Source organism: Pedobacter sp. R20-19 (assembly GCF_000708265.2).
Taxonomy (GTDB): domain Bacteria; phylum Bacteroidota; class Bacteroidia; order Sphingobacteriales; family Sphingobacteriaceae; genus Pedobacter.
This window is the reverse complement of sequence record NZ_JCKI01000006.1, coordinates 225,836-246,009: the sequence shown is the minus strand read 5'-3', so window position 1 is coordinate 246,009 and position 20,174 is coordinate 225,836. Positions and strand designations below refer to the sequence as shown.

Genomic DNA, 20,174 nt, shown 5'->3' with positions numbered 1-20,174 from the left:
TGAAGAGCTTAGGGTGGTTAGGTGGTTGGTGAAACAATAAACAGATGTTTCATGTTTGAGATCTTTTTTATCCTACCAATAAAAAAGTTAAATTTGCCCAAAATAGTTTAAATTAACATGATACAAAGAATACAATCAATCTGGCTGTTTTTAGCAGCATTGGCTCTCATATTAATGCTCTTATTTCCTTTTGCAACCTCAAAATTAGGAAATACAGGTTTAGAACAATCAATTTATACCTTCGGTACAAAAGTGACTGCATTTGGCAAAACTAATATGAACTTGCCTTTATTAATCGCAAATATTGCGTTAGCCATAATCTGTTTCATTAACATTTTTAATTTTAGAAACCGTAGTTTTCAAAAACGTTTTACGATTGTTTCGATCTTATTAATTATTGGTTTTGCCTTTTGGTGTAGTGTTTATGCGAAACAATTACCTGGCGGCATAGAAGGTGCACATTTTGGAGCGGGAGCATATTTACCTGCCGTAGCCATTTTGTTTCTTGTTTTGGCCATTTTTGGTATTAATAAGGATGAACGTTTGATTCGCTCAGCTGAAAGGTTAAGATAATCCTAACCTCATCAGTAGCTACATTAAACATTCTGCTTGAAACCACTAAAATAATTTCCTGCATGCCGAATACAAGACCTATAACTTATATCCTGTCATTAGTTTTGTTTTGTGGAATGTTATCATGTAGCAAACGTGTTCATACTTTCGGAAAGACCATTGTATCCAAAAGCACTGATTCCGCTTATCTTAAGAAAAGAATAGCTGAAATAAAAGGGTTTAATGCCAGCTATTTTTCAAAGGGCACTTTTAAAGGTAATACCGACACATCAATTGTTTATCGCTTATTTAAACCTGAAGGCTCCAACATTAAGAAGAACCTTCCGCTAGTGGTTTATTTTCATGGCTCAAATGCCATTGGAAATGATAACAACAGTCAGCTGGGAATTTTGGCTAAATTATTCGCCATGAATGAAATACAGGCTAAGTACCCTGCTTTTATTTTAGCACCACAATTTCCTGCCAGATCATCAAATTATACGCTTGATCAAAATAGAAATGTCTTAACTTCAGTACCACAACCCTGTTTGCAAACCGCAATACAATTGATCGATAGTTTAAAAAACACGTTAAATATTGATCAAAAAAGAATCTATGTCATCGGGTTTTCAATGGGTGCTTCTTCTGTGATCAACGCTTTATCTTTAAAACCTGATTTATTTGCTGCAGGCATCAGCATTTCTGGCATACCACAATTTGATCGTATTAATGAACTGGCAAACATACCCATTTGGCTGATTCATGGAAATATGGATATGGAAAATCCTTTCGACAGTGATGCGCAATTTTTTAAAGAATTAAATGGCAACAAAACCAGATTTTGGGAGTTCGATAAGCTATCACATAATGATATATTTGCTCCAGCCATTTTAAATATGGAGCTCCCGATGTGGTTATTTAGTCATCACCGTTAATAGTTGAGTTAATTACCAATTATTAAATTCGCGAGAATAAACCTACAAGGTTTTTGAAACATTATAGGTTTGAAAAAATCAATCACTTGCCGTTTCGACTTTTACATCTTTCGTTTCTTCCTAATTTTCAAATATTTAGCTTAAAAAACTATTTACTTGATTATCTGTGAAATACGAAATATTAACCTTACCTTTGCGGCTCAATTAAAAATAAAAGACGAATGACAAACCCATTTCAATTATTGGGGATAAGTGATGACGTCGTTAATGCCGTAAAGGACCTTGGATTTGAAACTCCAACGCCTATTCAGGAGCAAAGTATTCCTGTACTGTTAGAAGGCACTAATGATTTTGTTGGTTTGGCCCAAACAGGAACAGGAAAAACAGCCGCATTTGGTTTGCCGCTGTTAGAACTAATCGATTTTAAAGTTAATAAACCACAGGCATTAATTTTATGCCCTACCCGTGAATTATGCTTGCAGATCGCTAACGACCTTAAAAACTTTTCTAAAAACGTTGCTAATGCCCACGTTGTTGCCGTTTACGGTGGCGCGAACATTATGCAACAACTACGCGAAATACGCCAAGGCGTTCAAATCGTAGTGGCCACGCCCGGCCGTATGTTGGATATTATTGGCCGTAAAGCCATTGATTTTTCTTCAGTTAAATATGTTGTGCTTGATGAAGCTGACGAAATGTTAAACATGGGTTTCCAAGATGACATTAACGACATTTTATCAACTACACCTGATGACAAAAAAACCTGGTTATTCTCGGCTACCATGCCGGCAGAAGTTCGCCGTATTGCTAAAAAATACATGAACGAGCCTGTTGAATTAACCATGGGCACCAAAAACACAGGTAACGTAAACATCGAACACGAATATTATATTGTTCGTGCCAGAGATAAATACGCAGCCTTAAAACGTATTGTAGATTTCAACCCTGAAATTTTTGCAGTAGTATTTTGTAAAACCAAACTGGATACACAAGACGTTGCAGAGCACTTAATTAAAGATGGCTACAATGCTGATGCTTTACACGGCGATTTATCGCAACAACAACGTGATAAAGTAATGCAACGTTTCCGTGAGCGTAACATGCAATTATTAATTGCTACAGATGTTGCTGCCCGTGGTATCGATGTAAATAATGTAACTCACGTAATTAACTATTCTTTACCTGATGAAATTGAAAGTTATACCCACCGTTCTGGCCGTACTGGTCGTGCTGGTAAAACTGGTATTTCAATCTGTATCATCAACTCTAAAGAAATTGGAAAAATCCGTCAGCTGGAACGCATTATTGGTAAACAATTTACTAAAGCTGAACTTCCTACAGGATTTGATGTTTGTGAAAAACAATTATTCTCTTTAGTACATAAAGTACATAACGTAGAGGTTAACGTAGAACAGATTGATCAGTACATTCCTCGTATCATGGATGAATTTGCTGAACTTTCTAAAGAAGAAGTGATCAAACGTTTTGCTTCATTAGAGTTTAATCGTTTCTTGGATTATTATGCTAAAGCACCAGATTTGAATGCTGCAGCTGGTGATGATCGTGGAGAAAGAGGTGAACGTGGCGGACGCGGACGTGGTAGCGAAGGCTATACCCGTTTATTCATTAACTTAGGTTCTGTAGATGAATTTACCCGTGGCGACATGTTATCATTTATCTGTAACAACGGAAAAATTGGTGGCAAAAGCGTTGGTAAAATTGATTTAAAAGGTGTTTTCTCTTTCTTTGAAGTAGAAGATGCTGTAGCTGATACCGTATTCGAAGGTTTTAAATCTGTTGAATTTAATGGTCGCCAGGTTCGTATTGAAAAAAGCGGAGATGGTGGTCGTGAAGGCGGTGGCGAAAGACGCGGTGGCGGTGAAAGACGTAGCGGTGGTTTCGGTGGCGAACGCAGAAGCGGCGGTGGCGGTGGTTACCGTGGTGGAAATGGCGGCGGTGAGCGCAGAAGTTCTGGCGGTAGTGGCAGACGCGAAGGCGGAAGTCGTGAAGGTGGAACAAGCGGTGGCGGTTTCAGAGATTTCTCTGGTCGTAGCCGTGATGAAAAAGGTGGAAACACTGGTGGTAGCGGACGCAGAGAAGGTGGAAATCGTGAAGGTGGAAGCGGCGAACGCAGAAAAAAATGGTAGATCACTAAACCAAATATTTTACAAGCCGTTCCGATTAAATCGGAACGGCTTTTTTATTGTGAGTTTTTGAAATGAATTCAGCAAGATGCATAGTAAAAAATCCTTCTTGATTTAGAATCTATTTAATTATCAGAATAGATGCTGAAATGAATTCAGCAGGACGCAGAATAAAAAAAATCAATTGACCTAGAAATTCAGGTTCAATCTGGTAAATACATATCTCCCTAAGAAACCAAATTGCGGTGCCTGATTGGGATACAAAATCCCTGATGTACCTTGGCTCCCTGGTAAAAGCTCTGCTGGGTAAACGTCGAAAATGTTGTTGGCGCCCACAGTTAATTTTAAAGTTTTGGTTAAGTTGTAACCTAAACCTAAATCCGTAATTACACGTCCGGGTAATTCTTGTCGGTTAGCAATCACGTTAGTAGGTTGCGATACTTTGCCAAAATAAACATTACGTAAAAACACGTTAAACTTATCCAGGGTATAATCAAAAGTTAAGTTACCTTTTAACCTGGGTACCACTTTAGTTAATAAAATTACACTTGCCTCATCCAGATATATACTTTCTTTACCTGCCAAAAGTGGAGATGTATTGATGCCACCTACCAATGAAGTTTTAGAAATTGTTCCCGCTAAATCAGTTCTTAAAGTTCCTTTACCTAAGCCAGTAGAATATGAAATTACAGCATCAATGCCTTTAGTTTCAGTATTTACGGCATTAGCAAAGAACCGGGCAGTACTGGCATTCGCCTGGCGTAAGAGGGTATAAATTTCTCTATCCTGAGCAGATGCATTAGCTGCATTACTTCCACTAAACTGGCCAGTGTAAATCACACGGTCATCAATTCTCACTAAATAACCATCAACCGTAATTTTAACTTTACCCAAATTAGAAGTAAAACCAGCACTGAAACTCTTAGAAGTTTCTTCTTTCAATTTCGGAATACCCAATAACTGTGCTACCCTGCTATCATTAGAGAAAGTACCTGATTCTACAAAATTACCGTCAATAAATACGGTTGATGTAGCATTGAAATAACGTTGTTGCAAAGAGGGTGCTCTAAAACCTGTACTTGCAGCACCACGCAAAACAAATTTGTCAGAAAACTTATAGCGGCCTGCCAACTTAAAGTTAAGTGTCGATCCGAAGTCTGAATAATTTTCAAACCGTAATGCTCCATCCAATAAAAGTTTATCTGTAAAATTAACCTCTACATCGCCGTATGCTGCAACTGATGACCGGCCTACATTAATGGCATTATCCGGACTAAAACCACCAAAGCCTTGCGCACCACCTACATAAGCGGCTCCGTTCGGTGCAAATCTGGTAGAAATATTACCTTTTAAATTAGGAATTAAAATAGGGTTTGCGGTTGTACCTACATTAATGGCATTACCATAATTTGCATAAGATGCCTCTTCACCCGCAATAATTTTATAATTTTCATAGCGGTGCTCTGCCCCAAAAGCCACGTTAATACCACTCAAGGTATTTTCAAAAAAACGGGAAAAATCCAGATTCGTGGTATTTTGAATAAAATCATAACCGCCATCATCAAAAGAAGTTGGTGATGAGGTAAGCATAGATGCATTTAAGGTATTGGCGGTGGTAAAGTTAATCTGGTTGCGCCCATAGGTATTACTAAAGTCAGTTTTCCATTCGCCTAATTTACCACGAATCCCTACAGATAATGACTGATCATTATTATCAGTAACAATTTGCGGCAAAAATCCATTTGGATAGATAGTTGCATTGGTTTGTGTTAACTGGCGAGGTGTTCTATAAAAAGCTGTTGATGTACCATTACGAAAGTTTAACCCTCCAAAAGCATAAATTTCAGCATGATCGGCCAACGGAATTACAGAATTTAAAAACAGTGCTCCCCCACGATTTTTGCTCTGACCAATATTCGGAACGAAATCACCTCTTGTAAGGCCTCTCCTGGCCAGTTCGGCATCAGTAATATCTACACCGGTTGGAGTTGGATATAAAGACGAATTATTATAATCTGTAAAAATTACGCCGCGATATGGTGTTGTTCTGGATGCATAATCACGATAATCAAAAGAACCCGATAAATTTAAAAAACCACCCTTATCATTCAACTTCACACCATAATTTACGTTGGCCTGCGCTGTTTCTCCATCTAATCCATCAGAATGTTTTCCGGCAAAGCCTCCGGCAGTAATGCTTGCAGAAAGTTTATTTACATCTTCTTTCAAAATAATATTAATCACCCCGGCAATCGCATCAGATCCATATTGAGCAGCAGCGCCGTCTCGCAACACTTCTATTCTGCTAATGGCAGCGGTTGGAATGGCGTTTAAATCTGTACCTACAGATCCTTTACCTAAACTTCCATTAATATTGATTAATGAGGTGGTGTGCCTTCTTTTACCATTAATTAACACCAATACCTGATCCGGACCCAAACCACGTAATGATGCCGGATCTATGTGATCTGTTCCATCGGTTAAACTCACAACATTAGAAGTAAACGAAGGCGCAACATAGTTTAAAATCTGTGCTAACGAAACCTGTGGTGAATTTTGTGCCACTTTTTGCACATCCACTAAATCTACCGGAACAGCGGTTTCCAGTTGAGAACGCGGCGCACTTCTTGAACCAATGACCACAATTCCATCAAGCTCATTCTTATTTTCAACCAATGTAAAGTTAAGCTGTTTCGTTTCGCCTGCAGCTACGGTAACCTGCTTTTGCTGTGTTTGATAACCGAGATAACTAGCTGATAAGGTAAATGTACCGCCGGCAGGTAATTGTATCTGATAAATTCCCTGGGCGTTGGTTCCTGCTTTTAAACCTTTTCCACTTACGGTTATGGTTGCTCCTATAATGGTTTGAAGAGAATCTCGCACGGTTCCGGTAATGATCTGCGCTTGTGAACTGAATGATAAACCGATAAAGATAATAATGAAGTAGAGTTTCTTATGCATACTTATAATTTTTAGTTGAGACAAAGGTATGAATTTACATACATAGTCTATTAATCTGATAGAGATTAACTTTTTAGTTACGAAATCAATAATCTCTCTTTGCTAGTGTAGAATGCAAGTATTAGTGTAATTGAGTTTAAATTATTTAACAATTGTAAAATAGTGGTTTGTCTTTATGAATATCCCTAAATTGCAGTACTTTCGCTTAATTATGCAGGCAAAATATATCTCCTATCAGGAAACCGGTTCATTTTCGAAACTGGTTTTGGATTATATCAATAACAAAGAAGCACTCAAAGCCTTTTATAGTTACCGCCCTGATATGGATGGTTTAGCCGAAGCCATTAAGAAGCGCAATTTTTTAGGTGATCGAAATATCCTGGTTGATGTTTTAAAATCGCAATATCAAAACTTAAAGACAAATCAATCGGTATCCAAAAATATTGAACTGCTGGCCAATGAAAATACTTTTACGGTAACCACTGGTCACCAGTTAAACTTGTTTACCGGCCCGCTTTATTTCATCTACAAAATTGTAACAGCCATCAACCTGGCCATCGAGCTAAAGATGGCACATCCTGAAAAAAACTTCGTTCCGGTTTATTGGATGGCGACAGAAGATCATGACTTTGAAGAAATTAACCATGTTAGCGTTGATGAAAAAAACATTAGCTGGATCCAGAATACCAATGGCGCTACAGGCAGATTGAGTACCAAAACTGTTGCTGCTGCTGTTACCGCTTACAAAGGATATCTTGGTATTTCGAAAAATGGCAAACACATTGCCAGATTAGTTGAAAAGGCTTATCTGGAACATGATAATCTGGCCGATGCTACACGTTATCTGGTAAACAAACTGTTTGAAAAATATGGGTTGGTCATTATTAATGCAGATGATGCTGCTCTGAAAAACCTATTTAAACCTATCATCACCGCTGATATTACAGCACAAAACAGCGCAAAAAATATTGACAGTAGTTCAAAAGCATTGGAAGATCTTGGCTATAAAACGCAGGTGAATGGTCGTGATATTAATTTTTTCTACCTAAAGGATGACTTACGTGAGCGTTTAATTTTTGAAAAAGGTACATATCTAGTTAAAAATACTAAAATCAGTTTTACTGAAGAAGCACTTAAAGCTGAAATTGATGCCCATCCGGAACGTTTTAGTCCGAATGTGGTGATGCGCCCGATGTATGAAGAAGTTATCCTGCCGAACATAGCCTACATTGGCGGGGGTGCTGAAGTGGCTTACTGGATGCAGTTAAAGGCTAATTTTGATTATTATAAAGTTGATTTCCCGGTACTATTACTGCGTAACTCAGCCTTATTAATTGATAAAAGAAGTGCAGAAAACTTATATAAATTAGGTTTTTCACTGGAAGATATCTTTCTGCCAGTTGAAGAATTAAAAAATGAGTGGGTTAAGAAAAATACCACCGCTCAATTAAGTTTAGCAGATGAAACCCGGGCCATTAACAGCATTTTTGATCAGATCAAACTGAATGCTTATAAAATTGATAAAACACTCTCCGTTTCTGCAGATACAGCAAAGCAGAAAAGCAACCATTTACTGGCCAACCTGGAAAAGAAATTATTCAGGGCTGAAAAGCGCAAGCATGAAATGGCTTTAATTCAAATTGAAAACGTTAAGAAAAGACTTTTTCCAAATGGAACCATGCAGGAAAGAACTTTAAACATTGCGTCCATGTATGTAAACTATGGCGAAGATTTTCTTTCAACCTGCATTGAGAATTTTGAACCATTGGGCGGAGATTTTACTTTGCTATTGCCTTAAAAAATTAAAGCGTAAAGCTAAAAGACGAAAGCCAAAGTACTCAATAAAACTATCTTGATACTTGCTACTTGATACTTAATACTTGCTACTTGCTACATAATACTTGCTACTAAAAATGAACTTCATCACCTTTACCGAAACCAAACTCCGAACTTTTACCTATAGCGTTTTTAAAAGAATGGGCTGTTCTGATGAACATGCTACTTTAGCTACAGATGTATTAATCCGTTCAGATTTACGTGGAATAGATTCGCATGGCGTGGCCAGATTAAGTGGCTATGTACGTTTATGGGAGAAAAATAGAATCAATGCTACACCTGATATCAAAATTGTTCATGAAACACCAACAACGGCTACCATTGATGGCGATGCAGGTTTAGGTTTGGTGGTGGCACCCTTTGCTATGCAAGTAGCGATAGAAAAGGCTGAAAAATATGGTAGTGGTTGGGTATCTGTAAAAAACTCCAATCACTTTGGTATTGCAGGTTATCATGCTTTAATGGCGGTTGAAAAAGATATGATCGGCATCAGCATGACAAATGCAAGTCCCTTGGTGGCGCCCACTTATTCAAACGAAAGGTTATTGGGCACTAACCCCATGTGTTATGCTTTCCCGGCAGGCCAATATCCTCCCGTTATTGTAGATATGGCCACCGCAGCAGCAGCGAATGGGAAACTCGAAATTGCCCAAAGAGCAAACAAAACTATTCCTGATGGCTGGGTGCAAGATAAAAACGGAGAAAATTCTACCAATCCAAATGAATTAAAAAGTGGTGGTTCGCTTTTACCTCTGGGTAGTGATAAAGATCATGGAAGCCATAAAGGTTACGGACTGAGTGCTACTGTTGATATTTTATCTGCTGTGCTTTCGGGTGCTAATTACGGTCCATGGGTACCCCCTTTTGTAGCTTTCTTAGAACCATCGGCAAATCCGGTTGGTGAGGGCCTCGGACATTTTCTAGGGGCAATGCGGGTAGATGGCTTTCGTCCGGCTGCTGATTTTAAAAATCATTTGGATAACTGGATCGAACGCTTCAAGAGTGCTGAAACCATTGATCCTGATAAAAAAGTAATTATTCCAGGTGAACCTGAGCATGAATTCGAATTAGAAAGAAAAGTTAGTGGTATTCCTTTAATTGACGTAGTGGTTAAAGATTTAAACGAGCTGGCAATTAAATTAGGAATTGAAGGGTTAGATTAATCCTCATTGAACTGCAAAGGACGCAAAGATAAAATGCAAAGAACACTAAATTGGGCGCATACTTAGGATAATCTACTTTGCGAAATCTATAAAGGATTGCTTCAGCAGAAGAAAATCTGCTGAAGCAATATCGATTCTCCTCTAGCTTAGCATACGTATTCATCATTAAGGCTTTACAGCAATATTCTCCTTCAAATAAAGCGCTTTGCTGGATGAACCAATCATGATCCGGTATTCGCCTGAAGCCACACGCCAAACATTTTCAGTGTTTAAAGTTTGAAGCACTTCTTGATCTACCTTAAAAGAAACTACTTTGCTTTCACCCACTTTTAAGTGCACTCTTTCAAAAGCCCTCAATGCCAAAACAGGCTGAGCTAAATCACTTAGCAATGGTCGCATATATAATTGCACCACTTCATCTCCATCATAATTACCAGTGTTTTTTAGTTCGAAACTTACCCGGGCAGTTTCATTTTTCGAAATATTTTTGCGATCAATTTTAAGGTTACTGTAACTGAATTGTGTATAACTTAGGCCGTATCCAAAGGGAAATATAGGCTCACCACTTAAATTATTGTAATCATCGCCACGGCCGGTAGGTTTATGGTTATACACCAAAGGCAGTTGTGCTTCATGAACCGGATACGTAATGGGTAGTTTTCCTGATGGATTGGACTTTCCGAAAAGTGTTTCGGCAACAGCAGTTCCACCAGCTTCTCCTGGATACCAGACATTCAGAATGGCAGATACATTGTGGTACCAGTTTTGCATATTAATGGCGCTGCCACCCGTTAGAACCACCACCATTGGCTTACCTATTTGAGCCAGTTCATGAATCAATTCTTCCTGGTTGCCGGGCAGATTAAGCATGGCCCGATCCAAAAATTCACCTTCTTTTATTCCTGCCACGATCACGATTACATCACTTGATTTAGCTGCTTTTACAGCTTTTTCAAGCTCATCAGATTTTTGAATACCATAATCCCAAACCAATTTCACCTTTCCATTCCCCTTGGCTTCAAAAAATTCGACTTTAATATCATAGGCCCTATTTTTCTCAAAGTGAAATGGAACCGTTTGCAGATGATATGATCGCTTATCCCATTGATCAATAACCAGCTTACCATCTAAAAACAATTTGAAACCGTCATTTCCTTCCAGGCCAATGTTAAGATCAGCATTTGTTGGTGAGGTAATTTTACCTTCCCAACGCACGGAATAATCATCTAATGGAAGTGCTGCATCCGGAGGGTATAAAGTCCAGCTGAAATCAATCACCTGATCTCTTTTAATTTTAGCAGGAGTTCCTGTAAGATTAATCCCCTTGAAATAAGAACCCGCCAGCTCCTTACCATCCATTGAAGAAAGGAACATGCTATCAACTACAACATGATCATTTAATGCTCTGCTACTCCCTTTCAGGTAACTGATTTGATCATTTGCACCTGCTATATCTTTTATACCTTGAAGAATGCTTACTTTCTTATTTCCAGAACCACTGTAACCACCTAGCCTGGCTTCAGTCGCATCTTCACCAAGCACCAGAATTTTCTTCCCATGAGTTAAAGGCAAAACCTGATGATCATTTTTTAACAATACAAATGATTTTAAAGCAGCCTCTTTAGCCAGTTGGCGGTGCGTATCATCTAATAATGACTGTTCAGCCTTCTTTTCATCTACATATGGATGTTCAAATAAACCCAATTCAAATTTCGCCTTTAATACCCGTGCAAGAGCATCATCAATTCTGGATTGGGGGATACTTCCGTTCAGAAATGCTGGCAAAAACAATTTATAGTGCTGATAATCCACCTGGAAGATCACATCCAACCCTGCATTGATGGCCTGGGCAGTGGCATCATGATAATTTTTTGCGGTGAAATGCAATACATTGGCACCACCTACAGCTCCGGCATCAGAAATCACAAAGCCTTTAAAGCCCCATTGGTTTTTCAGCTTTTGTGTCAATAACCATGGATTTGCAGTTGCTGGTACCCCATAAACACTGTTATAGGAAGTCATTAAGGAACGTATGCCTATATTCTTTACTGCATCTTTAAATGGCGGAAAATGGATTTCTTCAAGATAGTGTTTATCCCATTCTATTGGATAACTGTCCCTGCCGCCATCACCCACATTGGCAATAAAATGTTTGGGTGTAACAATGATATTGTTTGCCTCAATGGCATGCATAAATGCGTGCCCCATTACTGTAGTGAGATACGGATCTTCACCATAAGTTTCTTCCACCCTGCCCCATCTCACATCTGTAGCGATATTTATTACTGGCGCCAGCAAATCACGTAAGCCCCTAACCCTTGCTTCTACTGCAATGGCATTCCCTATACGTGCCATCAATGTAGTATCGAAAGTTGCAGCTAAACCAATGGATTGCGGAAAAGCTGTTGCACCTTGCCTAACCAAGCCATGTAAAGCTTCATCAAATGGGATAATCGGAATCCCCAAACGGGTTTCTTCTATGAAATATTTTTGAGTTTTGTTTATTTTACGGGCCAAAGAAAGGGCATCTTCAGTGGTATTATAGGTCAACATTTGCTGTGCATTTCCAGTACCCTGAGCAGCTGCGCTTACTTGCAAACCAAAAATACCGTGCTTAAATAATTCCTTGTTTTCTGCAGTTACATCTCCCGGAATCATAAACAATTGCCAAAATTTCTCTTCGGGGGTCATTCTGGCCATCAGATCTTTTACCCGATCGTCAATTTTAGCACGGGGATTTTTATAAATCATCTGCTTTGCACTTTTTAAAGCAGGTTTATGTTGTGCAAATGTGGTTTGGATGGTAAATGCCTGAACGCTTATCACCGCGCCACAAATGATTGTTTTTAATCTCATGGGATGATAATTGTTTACTGCGGAATAAATTCAAAAGCCAGTGCTGCACTTTTTTCAAGCTTCGGTAATGATAAAATGATTTCGCCACCTACATTTTGCCATTTCACTTTTTTACCTGTCGATAAAAGAAGAATATCAGAACCTTTTTTGGGTGTATTATTATGCCATTTTATTACACTTGGATCAGCCTCATCTGCTTTAACACAATAAATGGCAAAACGCTTTTTCGCATCCTTGCTTTGAGTAAACCAGGTTTGTCCGTCATGATAGTTTTTGGTGATTCGGGTATTGTAAATGGCCTGACCATTTTTGGAAGTCCATTTCCCGATTTCACTTAATTTTTGAGTGACTTCATTTGGTAATGTTCCATCGGGTTTCGGACCTATCCCCAGAAGCAGACTACCTCCTTTAGCTACAATTTCCACCAATTTATGTACCACTTCGGCAGCTGGTTTATATTGATCGCCCGGTACAAAACCCCAGGCACCACCCAAGGTCATACAACTTTCCCAAGGATGATCCAATTGTGTATCCGGAATTTTTTGTTCAGGTGTCTGATAGTTTTCATAAGGTCCATGAACCGTTCGGTCTACCATTAGCAAGCCTGGCTGTGCTTTTCTCGCCATAGTGGCTATTTTCGGCATATCAATATCCTGGCTCCATTTAGGAATTGGTGCACCCCAGGAAAGCACTTCCTCATTTACCGTTTCCAGCGGGCGAACCCAGCCACCATCCAGCCAAAGAATATCAATACCTCCATAGTTATTCATTAATTCACCGATCTGGTTATAAGTGAATTTTTTGAACATATTCCAGCGCCATGGGTATTTCTTGATATCGTAATTATTATTTCGATCTGACGTAGCATATTTTTGCCACCAGTAATATTGCGAGTGCCAGTCTGGTTTAGAAAAGTAGGCACCGATCATAAAGCCATCTTTTCTAAAGGCATCAAAAACATATTTCGCTACATCGGCTTTGGGGTTATTGGCAAAAGGACCTTTGGCAATACTAAAGTCACTTTGTTTGGTATCAAACATGGCGAAACCATCATGGTGCTTGGTGGTAAAAACCAGGTATTTCATCCCTGCCGCCTTGCCAGCCGCCGACCATTGTTCTGGATTAAATTTGGTAGGATTAAATTGCTTGCTGTAATCCCAGTAAGCCTTTTTGTAATCTTCATAAGAAATGGTGGTGTCTCTTTCAATCCAGTCTTCAGAGCAAATGGACCAGGATTCGATAATTCCCGGAATGGCGTACAAACCCCAGTGTATAATCATACCGAACTTTTTATCTTGCCAGTGATCCAGCTTTTCTTTTACCAATGGATCTTTAGGCCATTCATAAGTGGTAGATTCTTTTACAATATCATTGCGTTGGGCATAAAGAAGATTGGCACAAAACCCGAAAGCAAGAACTAAAAGTAATTTTTTATTCATGTGTAAATATAAAAATCCCAGCCATTTTAGTGACTGGGATTAGTGAATCATTTAACTAAGGCATCCAGAATATTTTGGTTTTCCGGGTATCTTTTGAAGCTACTGCCTGATAATTTTCACTATTAAGTGTTTTTTCCTTCGCAGGATAAATTAATCTTGTTGGAGGTGTATCAAATCCGGATAACTTTCCTGTTGTTGGAAATGTTAATACAGGGAAACCCGTCCGTCTATATTCAGACCATGCTTCCGTTGATTGTAATACACCATAGTGTAACCATTTTTGGGTGTAAATCTGAGTAAGTTTTGCAGCTGACGAACCTGTATAAGTAGCCGTTGATGAATTAACCCAGGTATCTATAACTGAAGTTGCAGGAGCAGCTACATTTTTGAAGCCACCACCTTGGTTTAAATTGTTTAAGTAATGATAGAAAGTTACCGATTGCCTTAATGCATTATCATACGCCGTTTTTGCATCTGTAGAACTTCCCCACCTTTCAAAAGCTTCAGCTTTGATAAAATTCACCTCAGACGCAGTAATGATGATTCCAGGTAATTTTTGGTTATACAAAAACGTTGCAGAATCCAATACAGAGTAATCCGCAAAGCTAGCTTCTTGTTGTGCAGCAGTAAAGGTGATAGGCATAGCTTTATATTCAGCATTTTGCACAAATGATGTTCCAGAACCACGTCCGAATTTATCGTAGATAACAGGGATGCGAGGATCATTGGCAGGTAACATCACGGTATTTAAAGCGTAATCTGTAGCATACCAGCTTCCCTCAAAAAATGCATCATGTAAATCACTCGTGCTATTGGTTAAAGGTTGTAACAAAATATCAGAAGTGCCTGGATTATAAGTTCCGATATTACCACCATCTACTAAAGGATAATTGCTTTGATTAGCTAACATGGCTAAAATTGCAGTTTTTGCAGTAGTTTCATCTGTTCTGGATATGCGCATTAATAACCTTAAGCGTAGAGAATTAGCATAACGGGCCCACATATTCATATTTCCTTTCAATAAAATATCAGATTTTGAAAATGCAGCAGTAGTAGTATTAGTATTAAAATAGGTTCCTAATGCATCTAAATCAGCAATAAAGGATGTATACAATGCTTTTTGTTCATCATATTTAGGATTGCCAATTACATCGGTTGATGTTAAGCTACCCGCAGTGGAATAAGGAATATCACCCCATAGATCAACCATTTTTGCTGCTTGTTCAATCAATACGACCTTAGCTGCTTGAAAAATAACTTTTTGATTGGCCTGATCGGTAGCAGACAGACTGTTGAACTTTCTTTCCATTGCCCTAAAAAGTGCTAAGGGACCACTACCATTACCGCCAGTGCTATAGAAATCATCCCAATATTGTTGAGAGTAACCCTCATTTTGCTGGTATATTGTATTTCCATTACCAATATAGCTAGTTTGTGCATATACTCCTGGCATTTGTGTTAAAAAGGTGCGTACATTCCAGTATTTTGCAGCAACTCTATCATTATTTAACATACCTGTAAACAAGCCTGCTACATTGGCATCAAGAACTTTCTCTTGATTATTAAATTTTTCATCAAGCTCCTTTTTGCAACCAACTACTGTGGTTATTGCAATTAAAAGACAGCTTGCTTTTATGATTAACTTTTTCATAATTCTTTTATTAGCTGATTAAAAGTTTGCATTTAATGAGAAACCAAAGTTTCTTGATGCAGCGGTAGAACCTACATCTACACCCTGCGACCACCATTTGTTACCTAGTGGTGCCTCAGGATCCAAATCTTTTAGTGTACGGTGGATGTAGAATAAATTACGGCCGATTAAAGCGAATCTCATATTACTAATTCCAATTTTTTTTGTTAAAGTTGATGGTATTTTGTAACCCAAAGTAATTTCTCTCATCTTGATGAAGTTATTTTTGAAGATTTCTGCTTCAGTTAATGAACCTTCACCCCAATTGTAAGTGGTAATATAATAATCAGCTGCAGAAAGAATCTTTGTATTAGGCTGCCCGGTAGTTTCGTTTACGCCTTGAAGTAAAACACCATCATTGTAGGTTTTGCCATTGGCAGTGTATGTTAAGCCGCCACTTGCCGCATCTCTAAATTCCATCGAATTTTCTAACATCCCTGCTCCACGCATGAATTTTAAGTTTGGTGCAATCATTTTGCCACCGAAACGGTAATCAATAGTGAAATCTAAGGAGAAGTTACCATAACTGAATGTGTTTGAAAAACCACCTACAGCTTTTGGCATAATATTTCCAACTTTGACGTAAACAGAATTATCCATTACGTAAAAGCCATCATCATTAATCACATAGTTACCATTTGCATCAGTCTTACGTGGGCGAATATAAATGTTTCCAAGATCTTCACCTGCTCTTGCTACAATTTTAGCTGTTGCCTGATCTGAATTATAGAAATTAATTTCTGAGTTAGCATCTATTAAAGAATTCACTCTGGATTTGTTCGTAGAGAAATTTAAGCGCGTATCCCATCTAAATTTACCAGTTAAAGGTGTTGCATTTAAAGCAATTTCCCAACCTTTATTTCCAATCTCTCCAACGTTCACAATTTGACTTTGCGCACCATTTGTAGATGACACATCTAGTGGTAAAATCTGGTTTTTGATTTTATTATCATAATAACTTACATCTAATCCTAATCTTCCTTTTAGAAAACGAGTTTCTAAACCGAATTCAGCTTCATGTTTCTTTTCGGGCATCAATCCTTTATTACCATATGCACGGGCAGAAACTATTGATGGAACAGAACCATTGATGGTTTGTAAAGAGTTTTGAGTATATGCAATATTGGCTTCATACATTGGAGGCGCATTACCTACCACACCATATGACGCTCTTAATTTACCATAATCCCAAAAAGAGGGTAACTTCACAACATCACTAAATACAAAACCACTATTTACGGAATAGTAAGAATATTGATTATTACCTGGAGGCAAAGTAGAAACATACTCTCTCCTGCCGGTTGCTTCTACAAAAAGGAAATCTTTATAGCTAAAATTTGCTATCCCTAAATAAGCATATTTTAATTGCTCTTTTCTTGTTTCTATAGTCTCTGCAACATTAAATGAATTTGATAAAGCGAAGAAATTTTCTGTTACCAATCCATCTCTTGTATTTGATTTTAAATCTTTATAGCTTTCTTTTCTACCTTGGTAACCACCGCTTAATGAAAGTCCGAAGTCCTCGCCAATTTTATTGGAGTAAGTTACTAATGCATCGCCATACAATATAGCATACTGACCTTGGTTTGTGGTATAAGCACCGGTACTGGTGTTGCCATTTAGCGCACTAGGAATTTCTGTGAACTGTCTGTTTTCCGCTTTTAAGCTGGTATAATCATTACCAATACGCCCCCTAAATTTTAAATTTTTGGCAAAATCATAATTTAAGGTAAAACTTGATAATAACCTGTTTTCATTTTCAGTATACTGATTTTTTAACTGTTGCCAGTAGAAATCCAATAAGTTTGTAGCTCTGATATTATAAACAAATGGTTCCGGACGTGCTACTTGATCAAAAGTAGAATATTTGTAGCCATTACTGGTTTGATATTTTTGTTTCATTAAATCCATATCCTCTGCTCGGCTAAAGAAACCACCGAATGAGCCCAAAACCTGCCCTAATTGATAAGGTCTGTTAATGGTCTTGGTATTTACATAACTCACAATTACATCAGCAGATAATTTTGGTGCTAATTTGATTGTTGAATTTAAGTTAAATGAATTTTTTGACCCTGTATTGCCTGGTTGCGTTCCTTTATAATCTAATCGTGATGCAGAAAAACGATAATTCAATGCATCAGTCTGGTTAGAAATGGCAACATTTGCATTAGATGTATATCCATCCTGATAAACATCTCTGTAATTATTTGGCTGAGGTGAATAAGAACGGATTGAACCATCCCACCATCTTACCTGCTGGCCTTCCATTTTTGGACCAAAATTAGCATAAGCCCTGAAATATGGCCTGTAACCACTTGGAGAAGTTGCATCCGCAATCCAACCTTCTTCTGTAGCACCATTAGCAACGTTTGTTTCTCTGTCATAACCTGGACCATAGGTATTTTGGAAATTAGGTAAAAAAGCAACCTGGTCTACCGATCCCTGGTAATTGAAATCAATTCCTAGTCCGCGGTTTTTAGATCCTTTTTTAGTCGTAATAACCACCACACCACTAGCCGCATCAGAACCATATAATGCTGATGCACTTGCGCCCTTTAAAACAGTTAAACTTTCAATATCTGCCGGATTGATATCTAAAATACCGTTACCCCGTACACGTTGATCATCCCAATAGTTGTTATTGTTTGCACCTGTAGCACCATTCTGTCCATCATTTCTAATCATTACACCATCCACTACATATAAAGGTTGCTGGTTATAATTAATGGAGTTGATACCACGAATCTGAACATTTACCGCACTGCTGGCACCACCAGGTGCAGTGGTAATTTTAACACCTGCGGCTTTACCATATAATGCTGATGCAAAATTGGTGTTACCGGCTTCTGTTAATTGTTTGGCAGTTACTGTACTTACGGCATATCCGAGAGATTTTTCTTGTCTCTTGATACCCAGCGCAGTCGTTACCACATTCACTTCATCCAATTGATTGGAACTTTCCTTAAGTGTTACGCTCAATGTGGTTTGACTGCCATAAACAATTTCTTGTTTAGCATATCCAATAGCAGTGAAAACCAGTGTTTCTTTAGCATTTACTGCAATAGAGAACTTTCCGTTCCCATCTGTCTGGGTAACTTTGGATGTGCCTTTGATGGAAATACTGACCCCAGGAAGAGGACCAGATGCATCTTTCACCGTTCCGGTGATGTTTGTTTGTGCGTAAGATGTTATTGTTAACAGGGATAACAACAATATACTTAGGCACATTAAGTACATTTTTTTCATAATTCTTTGTTGTTTAGGTTGTAGTTGATTTGATAAGTTATTTATTTACTCTATTTTTCTATTACTTCATGTGGCTAGTTTTATTTTATTCGAATTGACTATTTTCTACCATTAAACTTGCCGCAGCTAAAAGCTCAGCCTCATCAGTCAGGGTAGATAATTTTATGGTTGTAAGTTCTGCAATACGTGGCATGCAAAACTGATTAATGGCCTGCTGGATAGATGGCAGAAACATTTTGCCTACTTTCGCTCCTCTTCCGCTCAACACAATACACTCTGGGTTTAAAATATGCATTAAGGTGGATAAACCTTTTCCAATTTGAAATGCCGCTTTGGAAAGAATAGATATAGCCAATGGATCCTGAGCTTCAACAGCATCCAAAAAATGATCTCTGGCATGCTTGGTTTTATCCTTAAATAAAACTTTCATGCTCGATTCTGCGCCTTCTTCCAATGCCCGTTCAGCCTTTTCAGCCATAATGAGCAATGAAGTGTCTACCTCTAAACAACCTCTCTTACCGCAAGCACATAAATTATTGCTATCAGATAAAGGGATGTGACTGAATTCTCCTGCATAACCACGACTGCCGCGGTAAAGTTGTCCGTTCACAATCATGCCCAATCCTGTACCCCAGCCGATATTTACGACCATCACATCTTTTAAGTCTATCGCCTCACCGAAGTTAAGTTCTGCAAGGGCTATTAAACTGGAATCATTGTCTAATGAGATGGGTAAATTTATTTTATCAGAAAGATAATCTCTTAATGTTTCGCCACTTTGTATAAACAGAAATGATGAATTAATACCCTTTTCAGTATTAACAAAACCAGGCATGCCAATCCCGACACCTATAATATCATTGCGGTCAATTTTAGACTTTTTAATGCTTTCATTAATAAAATCAGCCAGTATATCTACATCTGTAAAAGAATCAGACATATTCAGATCGAGATGTTCTATGGGTAAAACAACCTGCCTGGATAAGTCGTAAATGGTTAGCCTGGTAATGAGCTGATCCATTGCAACTGCAACAATATATTTACGGTGATTAGGATTTAATAGGTAGATTGATGCTCGTCTGCCTCCTGTTGAAGGCGCAAGCCCCTGCTCAAGAATATAGCCTTCTGTAATTAAACCATTTACAATAGCAGTAACCAAAGGCAAACTTTTTTTAGTGAGTTTACTTAAGTCTGTTAAGGATAAAGCCCCTTTATAATAAAGATGTTTGATAATATCAGCACGAAGTCGCTGACCTTTCTCAATAATTACCGACATTTTTATTTGGTTTATCAACAAACTTAATAAATATTTTTAAAACATTAACCGACTTATTAATTTTTTTCAAAAGTAT

Annotated in this window: 11 protein-coding genes; 5 read left to right on the top strand and 6 right to left on the bottom strand. The window is 38.2% G+C overall.

Going from position 1 to position 20,174, the window contains the following annotated elements; genetic code table 11:
• The first annotated feature begins 117 nt into the window (after positions 1–117).
• The 3 genes from AN34_RS15065 (at position 118) to AN34_RS15055 (ending at position 3,634) form a co-directional block, all read left to right on the top strand.
• Complete coding sequence (locus AN34_RS15065; RefSeq protein WP_029286780.1) at positions 118–573, top strand: DUF4293 domain-containing protein; 456 nt, start codon at positions 118–120, stop codon at positions 571–573.
• A gap of 62 nt (positions 574–635) precedes the next feature.
• A complete protein-coding gene (locus AN34_RS15060; RefSeq protein ID WP_082468425.1) occupies positions 636–1,487 on the top strand; it encodes an alpha/beta hydrolase-fold protein in 852 nt (283 codons plus the stop codon).
• A gap of 221 nt (positions 1,488–1,708) precedes the next feature.
• Positions 1,709–3,634, top strand: coding sequence for a DEAD/DEAH box helicase (locus AN34_RS15055; protein WP_029286777.1), 1,926 nt, complete (start codon positions 1,709–1,711; stop codon positions 3,632–3,634).
• Between the two features lie 186 nt (positions 3,635–3,820).
• On the opposite strand, the gene AN34_RS15050 is transcribed toward AN34_RS15055, so the two are convergent.
• Positions 3,821–6,592 (bottom strand): TonB-dependent receptor, encoded by a 2,772-nt coding sequence (locus AN34_RS15050; RefSeq protein WP_029286776.1) that lies wholly within the window; start codon positions 6,590–6,592, stop codon positions 3,821–3,823.
• Between the two features lie 175 nt (positions 6,593–6,767).
• Between AN34_RS15050 and bshC the strand changes: the two genes are divergently transcribed.
• Together bshC and AN34_RS15040 are read left to right on the top strand one after the other, a co-directional pair.
• Positions 6,768–8,390, top strand: coding sequence for a bacillithiol biosynthesis cysteine-adding enzyme BshC (gene bshC, locus AN34_RS15045; protein WP_369818095.1), 1,623 nt, complete (start codon positions 6,768–6,770; stop codon positions 8,388–8,390).
• A 115-nt stretch (positions 8,391–8,505) separates the two neighbouring features.
• A complete protein-coding gene (locus AN34_RS15040; RefSeq protein ID WP_029286773.1) occupies positions 8,506–9,591 on the top strand; it encodes an Ldh family oxidoreductase in 1,086 nt (361 codons plus the stop codon).
• Positions 9,592–9,756: 165 nt separating this feature from the next.
• On the opposite strand, the gene AN34_RS15035 is transcribed toward AN34_RS15040, so the two are convergent.
• The 5 genes from AN34_RS15035 to AN34_RS15015 form a co-directional block, all read right to left on the bottom strand.
• Positions 9,757–12,447, bottom strand: coding sequence for a glycoside hydrolase family 3 N-terminal domain-containing protein (locus AN34_RS15035; protein ID WP_029286771.1), 2,691 nt, complete (start codon positions 12,445–12,447; stop codon positions 9,757–9,759).
• Between the two features lie 14 nt (positions 12,448–12,461).
• On the bottom strand, positions 12,462–13,886 hold the full coding sequence (locus AN34_RS15030) for an alpha-L-fucosidase (protein ID WP_029286770.1): 1,425 nt from the start codon (positions 13,884–13,886) through the stop codon (positions 12,462–12,464).
• A 55-nt stretch (positions 13,887–13,941) separates the two neighbouring features.
• Positions 13,942–15,537 (bottom strand): SusD/RagB family nutrient-binding outer membrane lipoprotein, encoded by a 1,596-nt coding sequence (locus AN34_RS15025; RefSeq protein WP_029286768.1) that lies wholly within the window; start codon positions 15,535–15,537, stop codon positions 13,942–13,944.
• Positions 15,538–15,555: 18 nt separating this feature from the next.
• Positions 15,556–18,822: a SusC/RagA family TonB-linked outer membrane protein gene (locus AN34_RS15020; RefSeq protein WP_029286767.1), complete on the bottom strand. Its 3,267-nt coding sequence runs from the start codon at positions 18,820–18,822 to the stop codon at positions 15,556–15,558.
• Positions 18,823–18,907: 85 nt separating this feature from the next.
• Positions 18,908–20,098, bottom strand: coding sequence for an ROK family protein (locus AN34_RS15015; protein ID WP_029286766.1), 1,191 nt, complete (start codon positions 20,096–20,098; stop codon positions 18,908–18,910).
• Positions 20,099–20,174: the final 76 nt, after the last annotated feature.